Annotated in this window: 17 protein-coding genes; 12 read left to right on the plus strand and 5 right to left on the minus strand. The window is 70.6% G+C overall.

Translation table 11 applies throughout. The features are described from left to right. Nucleotides 1–46 precede the first annotated feature (46 nt). Nucleotides 47–1,159 (minus strand): DUF5937 family protein, encoded by a 1,113-nt coding sequence (locus OG395_RS30000; protein WP_327249500.1) that lies wholly within the window; start codon nucleotides 1,157–1,159, stop codon nucleotides 47–49. A gap of 104 nt (nucleotides 1,160–1,263) precedes the next feature. Here OG395_RS30000 and OG395_RS30005 point away from each other — a divergent pair, with 104 nt between their 5' ends. Then, on the plus strand, nucleotides 1,264–1,530 hold the full coding sequence (locus OG395_RS30005; RefSeq protein ID WP_327245710.1) for a hypothetical protein: 267 nt from the start codon (nucleotides 1,264–1,266) through the stop codon (nucleotides 1,528–1,530). 123 nt (nucleotides 1,531–1,653) lie between these two features. Here the strand turns inward: OG395_RS30005 and OG395_RS30010 are convergent, their stop codons facing one another. Further along, nucleotides 1,654–2,847 (minus strand): threonine aldolase family protein, encoded by a 1,194-nt coding sequence (locus OG395_RS30010; RefSeq protein WP_327245711.1) that lies wholly within the window; start codon nucleotides 2,845–2,847, stop codon nucleotides 1,654–1,656. Nucleotides 2,848–3,028: 181 nt separating this feature from the next. Here OG395_RS30010 and OG395_RS30015 point away from each other — a divergent pair, with 181 nt between their 5' ends. The 10 genes from OG395_RS30015 (at nucleotide 3,029) to OG395_RS30060 (ending at nucleotide 11,135) form a co-directional block, all read left to right on the plus strand. Next, on the plus strand, nucleotides 3,029–3,988 hold the full coding sequence (locus OG395_RS30015) for a Rossmann-like and DUF2520 domain-containing protein (RefSeq protein WP_327245712.1): 960 nt from the start codon (nucleotides 3,029–3,031) through the stop codon (nucleotides 3,986–3,988). Then, entirely contained in the window at nucleotides 3,985–4,998 is a 1,014-nt protein-coding gene (gene panC / locus OG395_RS30020; RefSeq protein WP_327245713.1) for a pantoate--beta-alanine ligase, read from the plus strand. The genes OG395_RS30015 and panC overlap by 4 nt, the downstream gene beginning before the upstream one ends. Next, entirely contained in the window at nucleotides 4,995–6,746 is a 1,752-nt protein-coding gene (locus tag OG395_RS30025; RefSeq protein WP_327245714.1) for an L-aspartate oxidase, read from the plus strand. The genes panC and OG395_RS30025 overlap by 4 nt, the downstream gene beginning before the upstream one ends. 2 nt (nucleotides 6,747–6,748) lie before the next feature. Next, nucleotides 6,749–7,792, plus strand: a complete 1,044-nt coding sequence (gene nadC, locus OG395_RS30030; protein WP_327245715.1) for a carboxylating nicotinate-nucleotide diphosphorylase — start codon at nucleotides 6,749–6,751, stop codon at nucleotides 7,790–7,792. After that, nucleotides 7,792–8,589, plus strand: a complete 798-nt coding sequence (locus OG395_RS30035; protein WP_327245716.1) for a type III pantothenate kinase — start codon at nucleotides 7,792–7,794, stop codon at nucleotides 8,587–8,589. The genes nadC and OG395_RS30035 overlap by 1 nt, the downstream gene beginning before the upstream one ends. 138 nt (nucleotides 8,590–8,727) lie before the next feature. Then, on the plus strand, nucleotides 8,728–9,309 hold the full coding sequence (locus tag OG395_RS30040) for a hypothetical protein (RefSeq protein ID WP_327249501.1): 582 nt from the start codon (nucleotides 8,728–8,730) through the stop codon (nucleotides 9,307–9,309). 60 nt (nucleotides 9,310–9,369) lie between these two features. Continuing rightward, complete coding sequence (locus tag OG395_RS30045; RefSeq protein ID WP_327245717.1) at nucleotides 9,370–9,549, plus strand: hypothetical protein; 180 nt, start codon at nucleotides 9,370–9,372, stop codon at nucleotides 9,547–9,549. Nucleotides 9,550–9,671: 122 nt separating this feature from the next. Beyond that, a complete protein-coding gene (locus OG395_RS30050; RefSeq protein ID WP_327245718.1) occupies nucleotides 9,672–10,088 on the plus strand; it encodes a BlaI/MecI/CopY family transcriptional regulator in 417 nt (138 codons plus the stop codon). Between the two features lie 9 nt (nucleotides 10,089–10,097). After that, nucleotides 10,098–10,655, plus strand: a complete 558-nt coding sequence (locus OG395_RS30055; RefSeq protein ID WP_266984385.1) for an amino-acid N-acetyltransferase — start codon at nucleotides 10,098–10,100, stop codon at nucleotides 10,653–10,655. 144 nt (nucleotides 10,656–10,799) lie between these two features. Further along, the gene (locus OG395_RS30060; RefSeq protein WP_327245719.1) at nucleotides 10,800–11,135 is read left to right on the plus strand and encodes a histone-like nucleoid-structuring protein Lsr2; all 336 of its coding nucleotides are present in this window, start codon (nucleotides 10,800–10,802) and stop codon (nucleotides 11,133–11,135) included. On the opposite strand, the gene OG395_RS30065 is transcribed toward OG395_RS30060, so the two are convergent. Further along, nucleotides 11,114–11,752 carry an SCO3374 family protein gene (locus OG395_RS30065; RefSeq protein ID WP_327245720.1) on the minus strand — a complete coding sequence of 213 codons (639 nt, stop codon included), beginning with the start codon at nucleotides 11,750–11,752 and terminating at the stop codon, nucleotides 11,114–11,116. The genes OG395_RS30060 and OG395_RS30065 overlap by 22 nt on opposite strands. 430 nt (nucleotides 11,753–12,182) lie before the next feature. Between OG395_RS30065 and OG395_RS30070 the strand changes: the two genes are divergently transcribed. Continuing rightward, nucleotides 12,183–14,711, plus strand: coding sequence for an ATP-dependent Clp protease ATP-binding subunit (locus OG395_RS30070; RefSeq protein WP_266984391.1), 2,529 nt, complete (start codon nucleotides 12,183–12,185; stop codon nucleotides 14,709–14,711). A gap of 82 nt (nucleotides 14,712–14,793) precedes the next feature. Here OG395_RS30070 and OG395_RS30075 read toward each other — a convergent pair whose 3' ends face one another. Next, entirely contained in the window at nucleotides 14,794–14,994 is a 201-nt protein-coding gene (locus tag OG395_RS30075; protein WP_327245721.1) for a hypothetical protein, read from the minus strand. Between the two features lie 91 nt (nucleotides 14,995–15,085). Next, nucleotides 15,086–15,211, minus strand: coding sequence for a trypco2 family protein (locus OG395_RS30080; protein WP_327245722.1), 126 nt, complete (start codon nucleotides 15,209–15,211; stop codon nucleotides 15,086–15,088). Between the last annotated feature and the right edge of the window lie 541 nt (nucleotides 15,212–15,752).

A 15,752-nucleotide genomic window follows, 5' to 3' on the forward strand; every position in this document is an offset into this window, starting at 1 on the left:
CTCTCAGGCACAGTGGCTGGACCGAGCCCACGGCGCCCGGCGCCGCTCACCGCAGCACACCCTCCAGGAAGTCGCTGCCGAGCCGGGCCACCACGGTCAGGTCCAGCTGGTGCAGTACGTAGCGGCCGCGGCGTCGCGTGGTCACCAGCCCGGCCTTCTTCAGTACCGAAAGATGCCGGGAGACCTCGGGCGCCGTGATGCTGTGCGAGTCGGCGAGTTCACCGGTGGTGTACGGGGAACGGGCGAGGTTGCGGCACAGGCGCATCCGCATGGGGTGGGCCAGCGCCTCCATCCGCAGCTGCAGGATCTCGACCGAGGCGGGGGACGGCAGTTCCGGGCGGTGCACCGGGTAGTGGATCACCGGGCGCCAGCCGGGTGCGTGCAGCACCATCAGATGCGGCCAGCCGAAGCTGGACGGGATGAGCGTCAGCCCGGCGCCGATGGACGGGGCGGTCGCGGTGGTCGAGCCCTCGGTCATCTTGTCGACGCTGATCCGGCTGCCGCTCTCGTCGAGCGAGAGCGCTGCGGACACCGCGCCCAGCGCCTCGCCGGTGCCCTTGCGGCGCAACAGATCCGTCTTGTGCCGGGCATCGGCGACCAGCTGGACCTGGACCCGGCGCCAGGTGTCCGCGAAGAACGCCTCGTCGCAGTCCTCGAGGAGGCGCCGGACCCAGCGGCGTACGGGGGCGGGGTCGGCCAGCAGCTGCTGGGTGAACTCCACCTGCCGCGGACCGCGCGCCGCCGCCATGTCCAGGGCGCGGGCGCGCATGCCCGGGTCGCTGAGCGGGGAAGGGGCACCGATCCCGTACAGGCTGGCGCAGGTGAACTCCAGGGCGGAGGCGACGAACCGCTCGTCGTCCAGCCGGTCGAGGATGTCGAGGTCCTCGGCGAGTGTCGCCCCGGTCCTGCCGTCACCGCCGCGGACCCCGGCGAACGCCATGAAGACGTCCGAGAACGTGTTCCGCCACAGGAACTCGGCCTCGTGCAGCCGGTCGGCCAGGTCCGGCTCCAGCGCACTGCCGGTCGCCGTCGCCCAGCCGTGCAGGCCCGGGTGGTGCCCCGGCTCGGAGAGCGCATGCAGCGCGAGCCCCAGCTCGGCGAGGGGCGAGGTCTCGAAGACGATGCGTTCGGACGGCAGTCCCGCGATGTCGATGTTCACGCTCACCCCTCCATAGTGCGGGGTGCGGCGAGAGCGTCACGCGCCATTTGACAGTGGTCGTCAATCGACGGGCCGGACCCGCCGGAGCGGCCCACGCTGAGGTCATGGACGCGATGCAGCAACACATGATCGACAGCTACCGCGCAGCTCAGCACGGGGAAGTGCCGCCGCCGCTGCCTGGCCGGCACGACTGGGAGGTCGTGCGGGAGGCCCGCGACGCCCGCCGCTTCGAAGCGGTGATCGAAGGCCGCCCGGCGAACCGCCGCTGGAGAACTGCTCTACGAGAACGCCTCACCCGCCGCCCGCCGGGCCACGTCGGCCGGTCCGGCAGCCCCGCCCGGCCCGGCACTTCCGGTCCGTCCGGCGTGTGAGGACGGACGGGTGCTCGGACGACCGGGGCGCCCACCGGCCGGGGCGGTGGCCCCGGCGCCACCGGTCGGCCCGTCCGGCGCTTGAGGACGGAACGGCCCCGGACGCCCGGCACCCGACAGGCTCTAAGTCAGCCGCCGCACGAATTCCCCCACCGCTTCGCGCACCTCCCGTTTCGTCCACTCCAGTCCCGCCTCCGCCACCGTGACCTCCGTGTACGACATCCCGGGCGGCCCCGCGGGGGCCGGGTGCCACCTGCGGAAGAGCGCCACGCCCGTCTCCTCCGCCTGCTGCACTCCCGCCTCCGTCAGGACATCCGCCGGGTACGGCAGCCACACCTGGAACTGATGCGTGTGAGGCGGCTCCGGATGCACCCGGAACCACGGCACCGCGGACTCCGCGAACCCCTCGGCCAGCGCACCGGCCACCACCTTCGCCTGCGCCACGTACGAAGCCAGTTTCGGCAGCTCCCGTTCCAGACCGATCAGCGCGGCCAGCGCGGCCGGGAACTGCTGGAAGAGCTGCCCGCCGTACCGGTGGCGCCAGGTGCGCGCCTCCTCGATCAGGGACTCCGAACCGGCGAGCGCCGCCCCCGACAGCCCGCCGAGGGTCTTGTAGAACGACACGTACACGCTGTCCGCCAGGGCCGCGATCTCCGGCAGCCCGCGTCCGAACCGGGGGGCGCACTCCCACAGCCTCGCGCCGTCCATGTGCACCACTGCATCACGTTCGCGCGCGGCCGCCACCACGGCCTCCAGTTCCTCCCACTCCGGCAGGACGAAACCGGCGTCGCGCAGCGGAAGCTCCAGCATCAGCGTGCCGAACGGTTCGGCGAAGTCGCGGATCTCCTCCGCAGTGGGCAGCCGCGGCGCGGACGTCGGGTGGACGGTACGCAGCCCGCTCACCACCCCCAGCGCGCCGCGTTCGTGCACCTCGGGGTGGGCGAGCGGGTGCAGCGCCACGGTCGGATTGCCAGTGCGCCCCGCCCAGCAGCGCAGGGCGACCTGCTGCGCCATCGTCCCGGTCGGGAAGAACGCCGCCGCCTCCATGCCCAGCAGCCCGGCGATCCGCGTCTCCAGCTGGGCGACGACGCCGTCCCCGTAGATGTCCGCGGGCTGGTCCGGGTCGGCGACGGACGCGGCGTGCGCGGCGAGGTCGGCCAGTTGCTCCCCGAGGGTGCGGTCGACCTGCGGCCGCGCAAGGGCCCGCTCGGCCCGCCGCCAGGCGCCGAGCCGGCGAAGGCGCTCCGCCTGTTCGTCGTCCGGGGAGCCACCCCGTACCTCGTCCCGCACCTGCACCTGCTCATCCGTGTCTGCCATGGGACGATCATCACGCAGAACGCCGCCCCCGCCCACACCGCTGCGCGGCCCCTGCCCGTCGGCGATCCACGCGTTCGTCCACAGCCTGTGGACGGCCGGGGGCCCGGACGAAACGCTGGCGTAGCATGCAGAGAAATCGTCCGGTACCCCCCGCGGACTGGAACGGAAGGCCATCGCCCGCGTGAACGCATCAACACCCAGGGAGCCCCTCGACGCGAGGGACCGCCCCGCCCGCCTCACCGTCGGCGTCGTGGGCGCGGGTCGCGTCGGCCCTGCCCTCGCCGCATCCCTGCAGCTCGCCGGGCACCGCCCGGTCGCCGTCTCGGGTGTCTCCGACGCCTCCGTGCGCCGCGCCGCCACGCTTCTGCCCGACGTCCCCCTCGTGCAGCCCGCAGAGGTGCTCGCCCGCGCCGAGCTGGTGCTGCTGACCGTCCCCGACGACGCCCTGCCCGGCCTGGTCGAGGGCCTCGCCGAGACGGGCGCGGTCCGCCCGGGACAGCTGATCGTCCACACGTCGGGGCGCTACGGGACCCGGGTCCTGGACCCCGCACTGCGGGCCGGCGCCCTGCCGCTCGCCCTGCACCCGGCGATGACGTTCACCGGCACCGCTGTCGACGTACAGCGGCTGGCCGGCTGCTCCTTCGGAGTCACCGCCCCCGAGGAACTGCGGCTCGCCGCCGAGGCGCTCGTCATCGAGATGGGCGGCGAACCCGAATGGATCGCGGAGGAGTCCCGTCCGCTCTACCACGCGGCGCTCGCCCTCGGCGCGAACCACCTGGTCACCCTGGTCGCCCAATCGATGGAGCTGCTGCGTACGGCAGGGGTCGCGGCCCCCGACCGGATGCTCGGCCCTCTCCTCGGCGCCGCACTCGACAACGCGCTGCGCTCCGGTGACAACGCGCTGACCGGCCCGGTCGCCCGCGGCGACGCAGGCACGGTCGCCGCTCACATCGGCGAGCTGCGCAGGCACGCCCCGCAGACCGTGGCCGGATACCTCGCCATGGCCCGTGCGACCGCCGACCGGGCGCTCGCGCACGGCCTGCTCAAGCCGGAACTGGCGGAGGACCTGCTCGGCGTCCTGTCCGACGGTGCGACCGGCTCGGGCGGCGCGGGCAGCACCGGACCGGGAGGGATCCGATGAACACGACCGGAGCAGCCACGCTGCTGCGTACCGCGGCCGAACTCGACACGTTCGGCACACGCAAGGGGCCGCGGGCCGTCGTCATGACGATGGGAGCCCTGCACGAGGGCCACGCCACCCTGATCCGTGCCGCACGCACCGCCGCGGGCCCGGACGGCCAGGTCGTCGTCACCGTCTTCGTCAACCCGCTGCAGTTCGGCGAGGCGGCGGACCTCGACCGCTACCCCCGTACCCTCGACGCCGATCTCGCCGTCGCGGGCGCGGCCGGCGCCGACGCCGTCTTCGCCCCGTCGGTCGACGAGGTCTACCCCGGCGGCGAACCACAGGTCAGGATCGACGCGGGCCCGATGGGCGAGCGTCTGGAAGGTGCGTCCCGCCCGGGACACTTCGACGGGATGCTGACCGTCGTCGCCAAGATGCTGCACCTCACCCGCCCCGATGCCGCGTTCTTCGGACAGAAGGACGCCCAGCAGCTGGCGCTGATCCGCCGCATGGTGCGCGATCTGAACTTCCCGGTGGAGATCGTCGGCGTGGAGACCGTCCGCGAGCCCGACGGACTCGCGCTCTCCAGCCGCAACCGTTTCCTCGACGCCGAGGAGCGCCGCACCGCCCTCGCTCTCTCCCGGGCCCTGTTCGCCGCCCGGGACCGGCTCGCCGCCCAGCAGGCGCTGCACGCCCGCGCGCAGACCACTACGGCGACGACGGGCCGGGCCGCCGCGCTCACCCGCCTCGGTGAGGTCCGCGCGGCCGCCGACACCCAGGCGGTGGCCTGGGCCCGGCCGGACGACGGACCCGCGGCGGTACGCGCCGCCGCGCGCACGATCCTCGACGACGCGGCCGCCGCGCAGCCCCCGCTCGCACTGGACTATCTGGCGCTCGTGGACCCGGCCGACTTCACCGAGATCCCCGATGACCGGACCACCGGTGACGCGATCCTCGCCGTTGCCGCGCGGGTGGGTGCCACCCGACTCATCGACAACATCCCGCTGACCTTCGGAGCCGACACGTGACCGGAATACGGCTGACCGCCCCCGCCCCCGGCTGGGCCATCGACGCGGATGTCGTGGTGGTCGGCTCCGGCGTCGCCGGCCTCACCACCGCGCTGCGCTGTGCGGCCGCGGGCCTCGCCACCGTCGTCGTCACCAAGGCCCGCCTCGACGACGGCTCCACCCGCTGGGCGCAGGGCGGCATCGCCGCGGCGCTCGGCGAGGGCGACACCCCCGAACAGCACCTGGCCGACACCCTGGTCGCGGGCGCGGGTCTGTGCGACGAGTCCGCGGTGCGGACCCTGGTCACCGAGGGCCCCGACGCAGTACGCCGCCTGATCGAGACCGGCGCGCACTTCGACACCACCGACACCGGCGACATCGCGCTCACCCGCGAGGGCGGCCACCACCGCCGCCGTATCGCCCACGCGGGCGGGGACGCGACGGGCGCCGAGATCTCCCGCACCCTGGTCGAGGCGGTCCGCTCCGCCGCCCTCCACACCGTGGAGAACGCCCTGGTGCTGGACCTGCTGACGGACGCCGAAGGGCGTACCGCGGGCGTCACCCTGCACGTCATGGGCGAGGGCCAGCACGACGGCGTCGGCGCGGTCCACGCCCCGGCAGTGGTCCTTGCCACCGGCGGCATGGGCCAGGTCTTCTCCGCCACCACCAACCCGCCGGTCTCCACCGGCGACGGTGTCGCGCTCGCCCTGCGGGCCGGTGCGGAGGTCTCCGACCTCGAGTTCGTCCAGTTCCACCCGACGGTCCTCTTCCTCGGCGCGGACTCCGAGGGCCAGCAGCCCCTCGTATCGGAAGCGGTACGGGGCGAGGGCGCCCATCTCGTCGACGCGTCCGGTACGCGGTTCATGGTCGGACAGCACGAACTGGCGGAGCTGGCGCCCCGCGACATCGTCGCCAAGGCCATCACCCGTCAGATGCAGCTGCACGGCACCGAGCACATGTATCTCGACGCCCGCCACTTCGGCGCCGAGATGTGGGAGCGGCGGTTCCCCACGATCCTGGCGGCCTGCCGTGCCCACGGCATCGACCCGATCACCGAACCCGTCCCGGTGGCGCCCGCCGCGCACTACGCCTCCGGCGGCATCCGCACCGACCTGCGCGGCCGGACGACGGTCCCGGGTCTGTACGCGTGCGGAGAGGTCGCCTGCACGGGTGTGCACGGCGCGAACCGGCTGGCGTCCAACTCGCTCCTGGAGGGGCTGGTCTTCGCCGAACGCATCGCCGCGGACATCGTCGCGAGCGGTTCGCGCACCGTGCAGCCACCGGCCTCCGAAATCCCGGCCGCCGGACTCCCCGCCTCCTCCCCGCTCCTTGCCCCCGAGGTGCGGCCGCAGATCCAGCGGATCATGACCCAGGGCGCCGGAGTCCTCCGTTCCGCCGCAAGCCTCGCCACCGCCGCCGACAAGCTGGAGGCCCTGCACCGCAGCGCCGCCGTCGACGCCGAGGCGGCCGAGCCCAAGGTCGCGGTGCCCGGCGTCGAGGCATGGGAGGCCACCAACCTCCTCCTCGTCTCGCGCGTCCTGGTCGCTGCCGCCCGGGAGCGCGAGGAGACCCGCGGCTGCCACTGGCGCGAGGACCGGCCCGAGCGCGACGACGAGACCTGGCGCCGCCACCTCGTCGTCCGGCTCACTCCCGACCGGCAGCTGGTCCTGGCCCGTACGGAGTCCGAGGCATTCCCGCCCGTACGCGCGACGGGGGCACCAGACTGCGCAGCAGCACCCATGAACCACCCCACTCCCGAGGAGCCGTAACCGTGAGCACGCCCGAAGAGAATCCGCGCCCCACACCCGTGGACGTACCGCTGATCCAGATCGGCGCGCCCGCACCGGCCGCGGGCGGCTGCGGGGACGCCTGCGGCTGCGGCGGGGAGGAAGGCTACGAGCTGGACCCCCTGGAGTGCGGTCTCGACCCCGACCTCGCCCAGCTGCTCGCCGACGCCGGCCTCGACCCGGTCCAGGTCGAGGACGTCGCGCACGTCGCCATCGAGGAGGACCTCGACGGCGGTGTGGACGTCACGACCGTCGCCACGGTCTCCGAGGAGGCCATGGCCACCGGTGACTTCACCGCCCGCGAGGCCGGCGTCGTTGCAGGTCTGCGCGTTGCCGAGGCCGTCCTCTCCATCGTCTGCACGGCCGAGTTCGAGGTCGAGCGCCATGTCGAGGACGGCGACCGTGTCGCTCCCGGCCAGAAGCTGCTGACCGTCACCACCCGCACCCGCGACCTGCTCACCGGCGAGCGCAGCGCGCTCAACCTGCTCTGCAGGCTCTCCGGCATCGCGACCGCCACCCGCGCCTGGGCCGATGTGCTCGAAGGCACGAAGACGAAGGTCCGCGACACCCGCAAGACCACCCCGGGCCTGCGCGCTCTGGAGAAGTACGCGGTGCGCTGCGGCGGCGGCGTCAACCACCGGATGTCGCTCTCCGACGCCGCACTGGTCAAGGACAACCACGTCATCGCGGCGGGCGGCGTCGCCGAGGCGTTCAAGCGGGTGCGGGACGAGTTCCCGGACGTACCGATCGAGGTCGAGGTCGACACCCTGGACCAGGTCCGCGAGGTCCTGGAGGCGGGCGCCGACCTGATCCTGCTGGACAACTTCACCCCGTCCCGGACCGAGGAGGCCGTTGCGCTCGTCGGCGGCCGCGCGGTCCTGGAGTCCTCCGGCCGCCTCACCCTCGACACCGCCGGTGCCTACGCCGCCGCAGGCGTCGACTACCTGGCCGTCGGCGCGCTCACCCACTCCTCGCCGATCCTCGACATCGGCCTGGACTTCCGCGACACCGACGGGGCCGGCGTCTGATGCTGCTCACCATCGACGTCGGCAACACCCACACCGTCCTGGGCCTGTTCGACGGTGAGGAGATCGTCGAGCACTGGCGGATCTCCACCGACGCCCGCCGCACCGCGGACGAGCTCGCGGTGCTGCTCAACGGCCTGATGGGCATGCACCCGCTGCTCGGCGAGGAGCTGGGCGACGGCATCGAGGGCATCGCGATCTGCTCCACGGTCCCGGCCGTCCTGCACGAGCTGCGCGAGGTCACCCGCCGCTACTACGGCGACGTGCCCGCCGTGCTCGTCGAGCCGGGCATCAAGACGGGCGTCCCGATCCTGATGGACAACCCGAAGGAGGTCGGCGCGGACCGCATCATCAATGCGGTCGCGGCCGTCGATCTCTACGGCGGCCCGGCGATCGTCGTCGATTTCGGCACGGCGACCACCTTCGACGCGGTCTCCACCCGGGGCGAGTACGCGGGCGGGGTCATCGCCCCCGGCATCGAGATCTCGGTCGAGGCGCTCGGCGTGAAGGGCGCCCAGCTCCGCAAGATCGAGCTGGCCCGGCCGCGCAGCGTGATCGGCAAGAACACGGTCGAGGCTATGCAGGCGGGGATCGTGTACGGCTTCGCGGGCCAGGTCGACGGAGTCGTCGAGCGCATGAAGAAGGAGCTGGCGGCCGACCCGGACGATGTCACCGTCATCGCGACCGGCGGCCTTGCTCCGATGGTGTTGGGGGAGTCCTCCGTCATCGACGAGCACGAGCCCTGGCTCACGCTCATCGGGCTGCGACTGGTGTACGAGCGCAACATCGCCCGGATGTAGGACACGCGCCGGGTACCTGCGGGAACGGCGCGGCGGTGTGAAGACTGCCGCCGCGCCGCCATCGCCCAGCTAAACGGATTTTGTCCATTTAGCACGTATTGTCGCGTTATGCCCACGCCTTACGGATCACGCGGCGGTATGGCGTTCAGCGCGGACGAGCTGCGTGTGCTCCGACGCGCCCTCGCCAACGCCCTCCGCCCCGCGCCCCTGCCCGACGAGGACGTCCAGGACTGCCTGCGGCTCGCGAGCTCCCTGGACGAGGCGGTCGGGGAGGCGGGACGGCTGCGCGCGTTCCTCCTCGCCGACCTCGTCCGCTACCGCGACGCCCTGCCAGGCTCGGTCGCCCGGTATCTGGAGCTGCTCCAGGATGCCCTGGCCGCCGGATACGACCCCCGCCCGGAGGATCTGGCCGCCCTGCGCACCCAACGGGGCAGACCGGTTGCCGCGGCGCTCCTGGAGCGCTGCCACGTGCTCGCCGAGCGGTCGGTGCGGGCCCGTCTCGCCGGACGCGCCGTCCCCACGACAGCGCCCGCGCCGCGCAGCCGTCTGCTCGCCCTGCCCGGCGGTCGGGCCGCTGCCGCGGAGCCCGAAAAGCCGAAGACTCCGGCAGCCCCGGCCCGTCCGGTGCCGCCGTCCGAGCGCCCCGCCCCGAAGCCCTCGGAAGTCTTCCCGCCTCGCCGTCGGCCCGTCCCGCCCCCGCAACAGCGCGCCGCGGGGTAGCCACGCGGACGACGGAGGGGTCGCGCGGAAGTCCGTACCGGGATCGCTACTCTGGATCCCATGGACTACGTATCCGCGCTCGTGCCCCCCGTGGTGATGGCCGCCTTCTTCATCGGCCTCGTCGTGACGATCGTCAAGAGCCAGGGCGGCCCGAACAAGGCCAAGGAGGACGCGGCCGTGGACTCGGCGCTCAGCCGCGCCGAGGCGGCGCAGCAGACACCGCGGACCGAGGGCGTCTGACCGGTACGGCGCGTACCGCACCTCGCGTACCGCATGAAGGGCGTGCGGCTCATCAGGAGCCGCACGCCCTTTTGTTGCGTAAATAACCGGCCATTCCAGACATCTAGCACTAAGGTGACGCTGTGCCTCGCCAATTGGGAGAGCTGGAAGACGCCGTGATGACACGGGTCTGGCAATGGAACCGTCCGGTCACCGTGCGGGAAGTCCTTGAGGACCTTCAGAAGGAACGGTCCATCGCGTACACGACCGTCATGACGGTAATGGACAATCTCCATCAGAAGGGCTGGGTGCGCAGGGAAGTCGAAGGCCGCGCATATCGATATACGGCGGTCTCCACCCGCGCCGCCTACTCGGCCGCACTGATGAACGAAGCCTGGTCCCAGAGCGACAACCCCGCCGCCGCACTTGTCGCCTTCTTCGGCATGATGTCCGCCGAGCAGCGGGAAGCTCTCAGTGACGCGATGCGGATCGTATCGCCGGAGCTGCCGGAGGCCGGCGAGCGCCCGTCCGATGGCGCGGACACGGAGTCCGGGCGATAGCGTCTGGGCATGTCCTCAGAGCTTCCGCATACCGATTTCCGTACCGAACCGTCGGTTATAAACGCAGCCATCACCGTCCGGCGTGCCCGGACGAGCGATGTGCCCTCGGTCCGCCGCCTCCTCGACGGGTACGTACGTGAAGGCATCCTGCTCGACAAAGCAACGGTGACGCTTTACGAGGACATCCAGGAGTTCTGGATCGCGGAACGCGACGAGGACGCCCGGGTCATCGGCTGCGGCGCACTCCATGTGATGTGGGAAGACCTCGCCGAAGTCCGTACTCTCGCGGTCGATCACAGCATCAAGGGCGCCGGAGTGGGGCATCAAGTGCTGGACAAGCTGTTGCAGACCGCCCGCTGGCTGGGTGTGCGCCGGGTTTTCTGCCTCACCTTCGAAGTCGACTTCTTCGCCAAGCACGGCTTCGTGGAGATCGGAGAGACGCCGGTCGACACAGATGTCTACAGCGAGCTGCTGCGTTCCTATGACGAGGGTGTGGCAGAGTTCCTCGGTCTCGAACGCGTGAAGCCGAACACCTTGGGCAACAGCCGGATGCTTCTGCACCTGTGACCGTCGGAAGACGCCGGATCCCTATGTCCGAATCGCGCATGTTTCCCGTGTTCTTGCACTCCTGAACCTCTCCCAGGGGTTTGTGTTTTCCGGGGAAAAGCGGTTTCCTTTCCGCGTACTGCATTTTCGATGAAAGGAAATCCGGTGGCACAGAAGGTTCAGGTCCTTCTTGTCGATGACCTCGACGGTGGCGAGGCGGACGAGACGGTGACGTTCGCTCTGGATGGCAAGACGTACGAGATTGACCTCACCACGACCAACGCGGACAAGCTCCGTGGTCTTCTTGAGCCGTACACCAAGGGTGGCCGGCGTACCGGCGGCCGTGCCGGGGCGGGCCGTGGCAAGGGTCGCGCCGTTACCGGTGGCAACAAGGACACTGCTGAGATCCGTAAGTGGGCGCGCGAGAACGGTCACAATGTGAATGACCGTGGTCGTGTTCCGGCAGAGATCCGCGAGGCTTACGAGAAGGCCAACGGCTGAGTTGCCGACCGACCCGTCGGCAGTCCCTTTGCAGATGGCGCTGCTGTCGGCTGCACCGTTGTCGTTCGCCCCGTCCGGGCATGCATCAACCGGGCCCGGTGGCATTCCGTTGCCACCGCGTCCACGAGCCGTACGAGATCGGGAGCACCCCCACCCCTGCTCCCGAGGCCGGCGAGGGCCGGGAGCCCCGGCTTCCCCTCGTGCCGCAGCTCGGGGGGCCGCAGCCATGCGGCGGCCCCCGGCGAGCCAGGAGCCCAGCCGGGCGGCGTCGGCGCGATGATCCGCCCGCCCGTACCGACGGCGGTCAGCGCGAGGGAGACCCCGCCCCACTCCAGCCAGTCGAGCAGCCCCGGCAGCTCGTCGGCGCTCCCCGCGGCCACCAGCAGCCCCATGGTCCGCCCCGTCAGCGCCACGGGTCCGGTGCGCCCCACTCGCCGCAGCGCCGCGTACCCCGCGGCCACAGGCAGCTCCAGGACGTCGAACCGCAGCCCGGTCGGCAACCGCACCGGAGCTGTCCCTTCCGTCGGCCAGCCGAGTTCGTGCTCGTACCACCACGCACAGTCACCCTTGCGCTCGTCGGCGAGCGCTGCGCGTGGGGGCGGGACGGTAAGGGCCATGTCCGAAGAACTGCCGGACCGCCCCAAGAGTTACGCAGAGTCGGTGATCGTGTGCGCAAAGTGTCCATGGCGGGGGCGTGCGAGCGCATTTCCGCGCGCAAGGATGTTCGCCCGTAGCGGAGGGAACCGGCGCGCGCCGCATGGACTGTCTGTAATTGCGGGTAAGAACATCCCTAGTGGGGAGGGGCGACACGCAGCTCGGCACGTCTCACGTTCGCCATCGGCGTACTGGCGATAGGGGTATCTGCCTGGCCTGCGGGAACATCGTCTCGCACCATCGGGTTGGAGCAGTTGTCGGCGTTCGGGGCAGGAGGCCATGGACGGGTGTCGGCAGTTGGAATGAGCGGTCCCCGCTTGCGGGACTAAGCTGCGGAAGGACAGGGAGGGGACCGACCCCTTACTGCCTGACCGCTCTGAGGAGCGATTAACGATGTTCGAGAGGTTCACCGACCGCGCGCGGCGGGTTGTCGTCCTGGCTCAGGAAGAAGCCCGGATGCTCAACCACAACTACATCGGCACCGAGCACATCCTCCTGGGCCTTATCCATGAGGGTGAGGGTGTCGCCGCTAAGGCCCTGGAGAGCCTCGGGATTTCGCTCGAGGCGGTCCGCCAGCAGGTGGAGGAGATCATCGGTCAGGGCCAGCAGGCCCCGTCCGGGCACATCCCCTTCACCCCCCGAGCCAAGAAGGTCCTGGAGCTGTCGCTCCGCGAGGCTCTTCAGCTTGGCCACAACTACATCGGCACCGAGCACATCCTGCTCGGCCTGATCCGCGAGGGCGAGGGCGTCGCCGCCCAGGTCCTCGTGAAGCTGGGCGCCGACCTGAACCGGGTGCGGCAGCAGGTCATCCAGCTGCTCTCCGGGTACTCGGGAGGCAAGGAGGCGGCCACCGCAGGCGGCCCCGCGGAGGGCACGCCCTCCACGTCCCTGGTGCTCGACCAGTTCGGCCGGAACCTCACCCAGGCCGCTCGCGAATCCAAGCTCGACCCGGTCATCGGGCGCGAGAAGGAGATCGAGCGGGTCATGCAGGTGCTGTCCCGTCGTACCAAGAACAACCCGGTCCTCATCGGCGAGCCCGGCGTCGGCAAGACGGCGGTCGTCGAGGGCCTGGCGCAGGCCATCGTCAAGGGCGAGGTGCCCGAGACCCTCAAGGACAAGCACCTCTACACCCTCGACCTCGGTGCGCTGGTCGCCGGTTCCCGCTACCGCGGTGACTTCGAGGAGCGCCTGAAGAAGGTCCTCAAGGAGATCCGCACCCGCGGCGACATCATCCTGTTCATCGACGAGCTCCACACCCTCGTGGGTGCGGGCGCCGCCGAGGGCGCGATCGACGCCGCGAGCATCCTCAAGCCCATGCTGGCGCGAGGTGAGCTCCAGACGATCGGTGCGACGACGCTCGACGAGTACCGCAAGCACCTGGAGAAGGACGCCGCTCTTGAGCGCCGCTTCCAGCCCATCCAGGTCGCGGAGCCGTCGCTGCCACACACCATCGAGATCCTCAAGGGGCTGCGCGACCGCTACGAGGCCCACCACCGCGTCTCCATCACGGACGAGGCGCTGGTCCAGGCCGCGACGCTGGCCGACCGCTACATCTCGGACCGCTTCCTGCCGGACAAGGCGATCGACCTGATCGACGAGGCCGGTTCCCGGATGCGCATCCGCCGGATGACCGCGCCGCCGGACCTCCGCGAGTTCGACGAGAAGATCGCGGGTGTCCGCCGCGACAAGGAGTCGGCCATCGACTCCCAGGACTTCGAGAAGGCAGCTTCCCTCCGCGACAAGGAGAAGCAGCTGCTGGCGGCGAAGGCCAAGCGGGAGAAGGAGTGGAAGGCCGGCGACATGGACGTCGTCGCCGAGGTCGACGGCGAGCTCATCGCCGAAGTCCTGGCCACCGCCACCGGCATCCCGGTCTTCAAGCTGACGGAGGAGGAGTCCTCCCGACTGCTGCGCATGGAGGACGAGCTCCACAAGCGCGTCATCGGCCAGAAGGACGCCATCAAGGCCCTCTCGCAGGCGATCCGCCGTACGCGAGCCGGTCTGAAGGACCCGAAGCGCCCCGGTGGCTCGTTCATCTTCGCCGGCCCGTCCGGTGTCGGTAAGACCGAGCTCTCCAAGACGCTCGCCGAATTCCTCTTCGGCGACGAGGACGCGCTGATCTCCCTCGACATGTCGGAGTTCAGCGAGAAGCACACGGTTTCCCGCCTCTTCGGTTCTCCCCCCGGTTACGTGGGTTACGAAGAGGGTGGCCAGCTCACCGAGAAGGTGCGCCGCAAGCCGTTCTCCGTCGTCCTCTTCGACGAGGTCGAGAAGGCCCACCCCGATATCTTCAATTCACTGCTCCAGATTCTGGAAGACGGTCGCCTGACCGACTCCCAGGGCCGGGTCGTGGACTTCAAGAACACGGTCATCATCATGACGACCAACCTCGGGACCCGGGACATCTCCAAGGGCTTCAACCTGGGCTTCGCCGCCCAGGGTGACGTCAAGACCGGCTACGAGCGGATGAAGAACAAGGTCAACGAAGAGCTCAAGCAGCACTTCCGGCCGGAGTTCCTGAACCGCGTCGACGACACGGTCGTCTTCCACCAGCTCACCGAGGAAGACATCATCCAGATCGTCGACCTCATGATCGCCAAGGTGGACGAGCGCCTGAAGGACCGCGACATGGGCATCGAGCTCAGCGCGGAAGCCAAGTCGCTCCTGGCCAAGAAGGGCTACGACCCCGTGATGGGTGCCCGGCCGCTGCGCCGGACGATCCAGCGCGAGATCGAGGACATCCTCTCCGAGAAGATCCTCTTCGGTGAGTTGCGCCCCGGTCACATCGTGGTCGTCGGCACCGAGGGCGAGGGTGAGGAGAAGAAGTTCACCTTCCGCGGCGAGGAGAAGTCGGCGCTGCCCGACGTCCCGCCGATCGAGCAGGCGGCAGGCGGCGCCGGCCCGAACCTGACGAAGGACGTGTAAGGGCGCGCTGAGCGTCTGAGCATCCGAAGGGGCTGCCCCGGACCGTTTCGTACGGTTCCGGGGCAGCCCCTTCGCTGTGCCGTCACGTGTGCACGATGAGCCCTTCGCCACCGATGATCCGCGAACCGCCGATGATGTTCACCCGGAGGCCGGGCAGGGCTTCGAGCGGGGACAGATCGATGAGGCCTTCGCGTGCGGCCGGGGCGAGCAGGGCTCCGCTGCCCTGGACGGGCCCTGAGCCATGGACGGCGACCGTGCGAGCCGTGGGTCGCGTCGCACTCACGGCTGCACCGTACCGCGGCCGAAGTGCGCCGTGCTGCCCGCATCCCCGTGACCGATCCGCCAGGGCTCGCCGGTCGTGGTGCCGCGCCGTTTCAGGGTGACGAGACCTTGTGGGTGCGGCCCGTCGCACGGGACGCGTCGGCGCCCGTCTCCACCACCCGGGCCTTCACCTCGCCGCCGCCCTTGACCTCCTTGCGGAGTTCGAGGGTGAACGCCATCTGTATGTGGCGCCGGGTTCGAAGGCCACGGGGCGGCCGGTGGCGCGGCTCGCGGCGTCGATGAGCTGGTTGCGGATGGACTCGACCGCGTCTGCGAGCTCGATGCCGTCCATGGCGCCGGCGTCGGTGCTCTCGCTGGTCATCGCTGTCCCCCCGGGAGCTGAGCGTCTGCCGTGACAGCGTAGTCGATTCCATGCCGAAGGTCCCGAATCGGACGTCTTCGGTCCTGTCGGCGGTGACAAGCAGCACACCCCCTTTCGGCCTTACTACGCGGCATAGGAGACGGGACGGTGATCGTGGATGGGGCCTTCGGCCCGCAGTGGAACGGGGCCTTCGGTGCGACGGAAGGGGAGGCCCGAAACGCAGCAACATGTCCGTTTCAGGCGGTTTGGAGCTGGGGTTAAACCTGTCCGGCCGAGGAGTTTCGGCCGAGTTGTGTGTCGAGGGTCCGGGACCCGTGACAGCGGGTTCCGTGGGCCCCGAATACGGCTTTTCTTCGTAGATGGGGTGTTTGAGTACAGACGGGGTGGCGGGTTACCAA

Origin of the sequence: Streptomyces sp. NBC_01320 (assembly GCF_035974375.1) — a bacterium.
In the GTDB taxonomy this organism is placed as follows: domain Bacteria; phylum Actinomycetota; class Actinomycetes; order Streptomycetales; family Streptomycetaceae; genus Streptomyces; species Streptomyces yanii.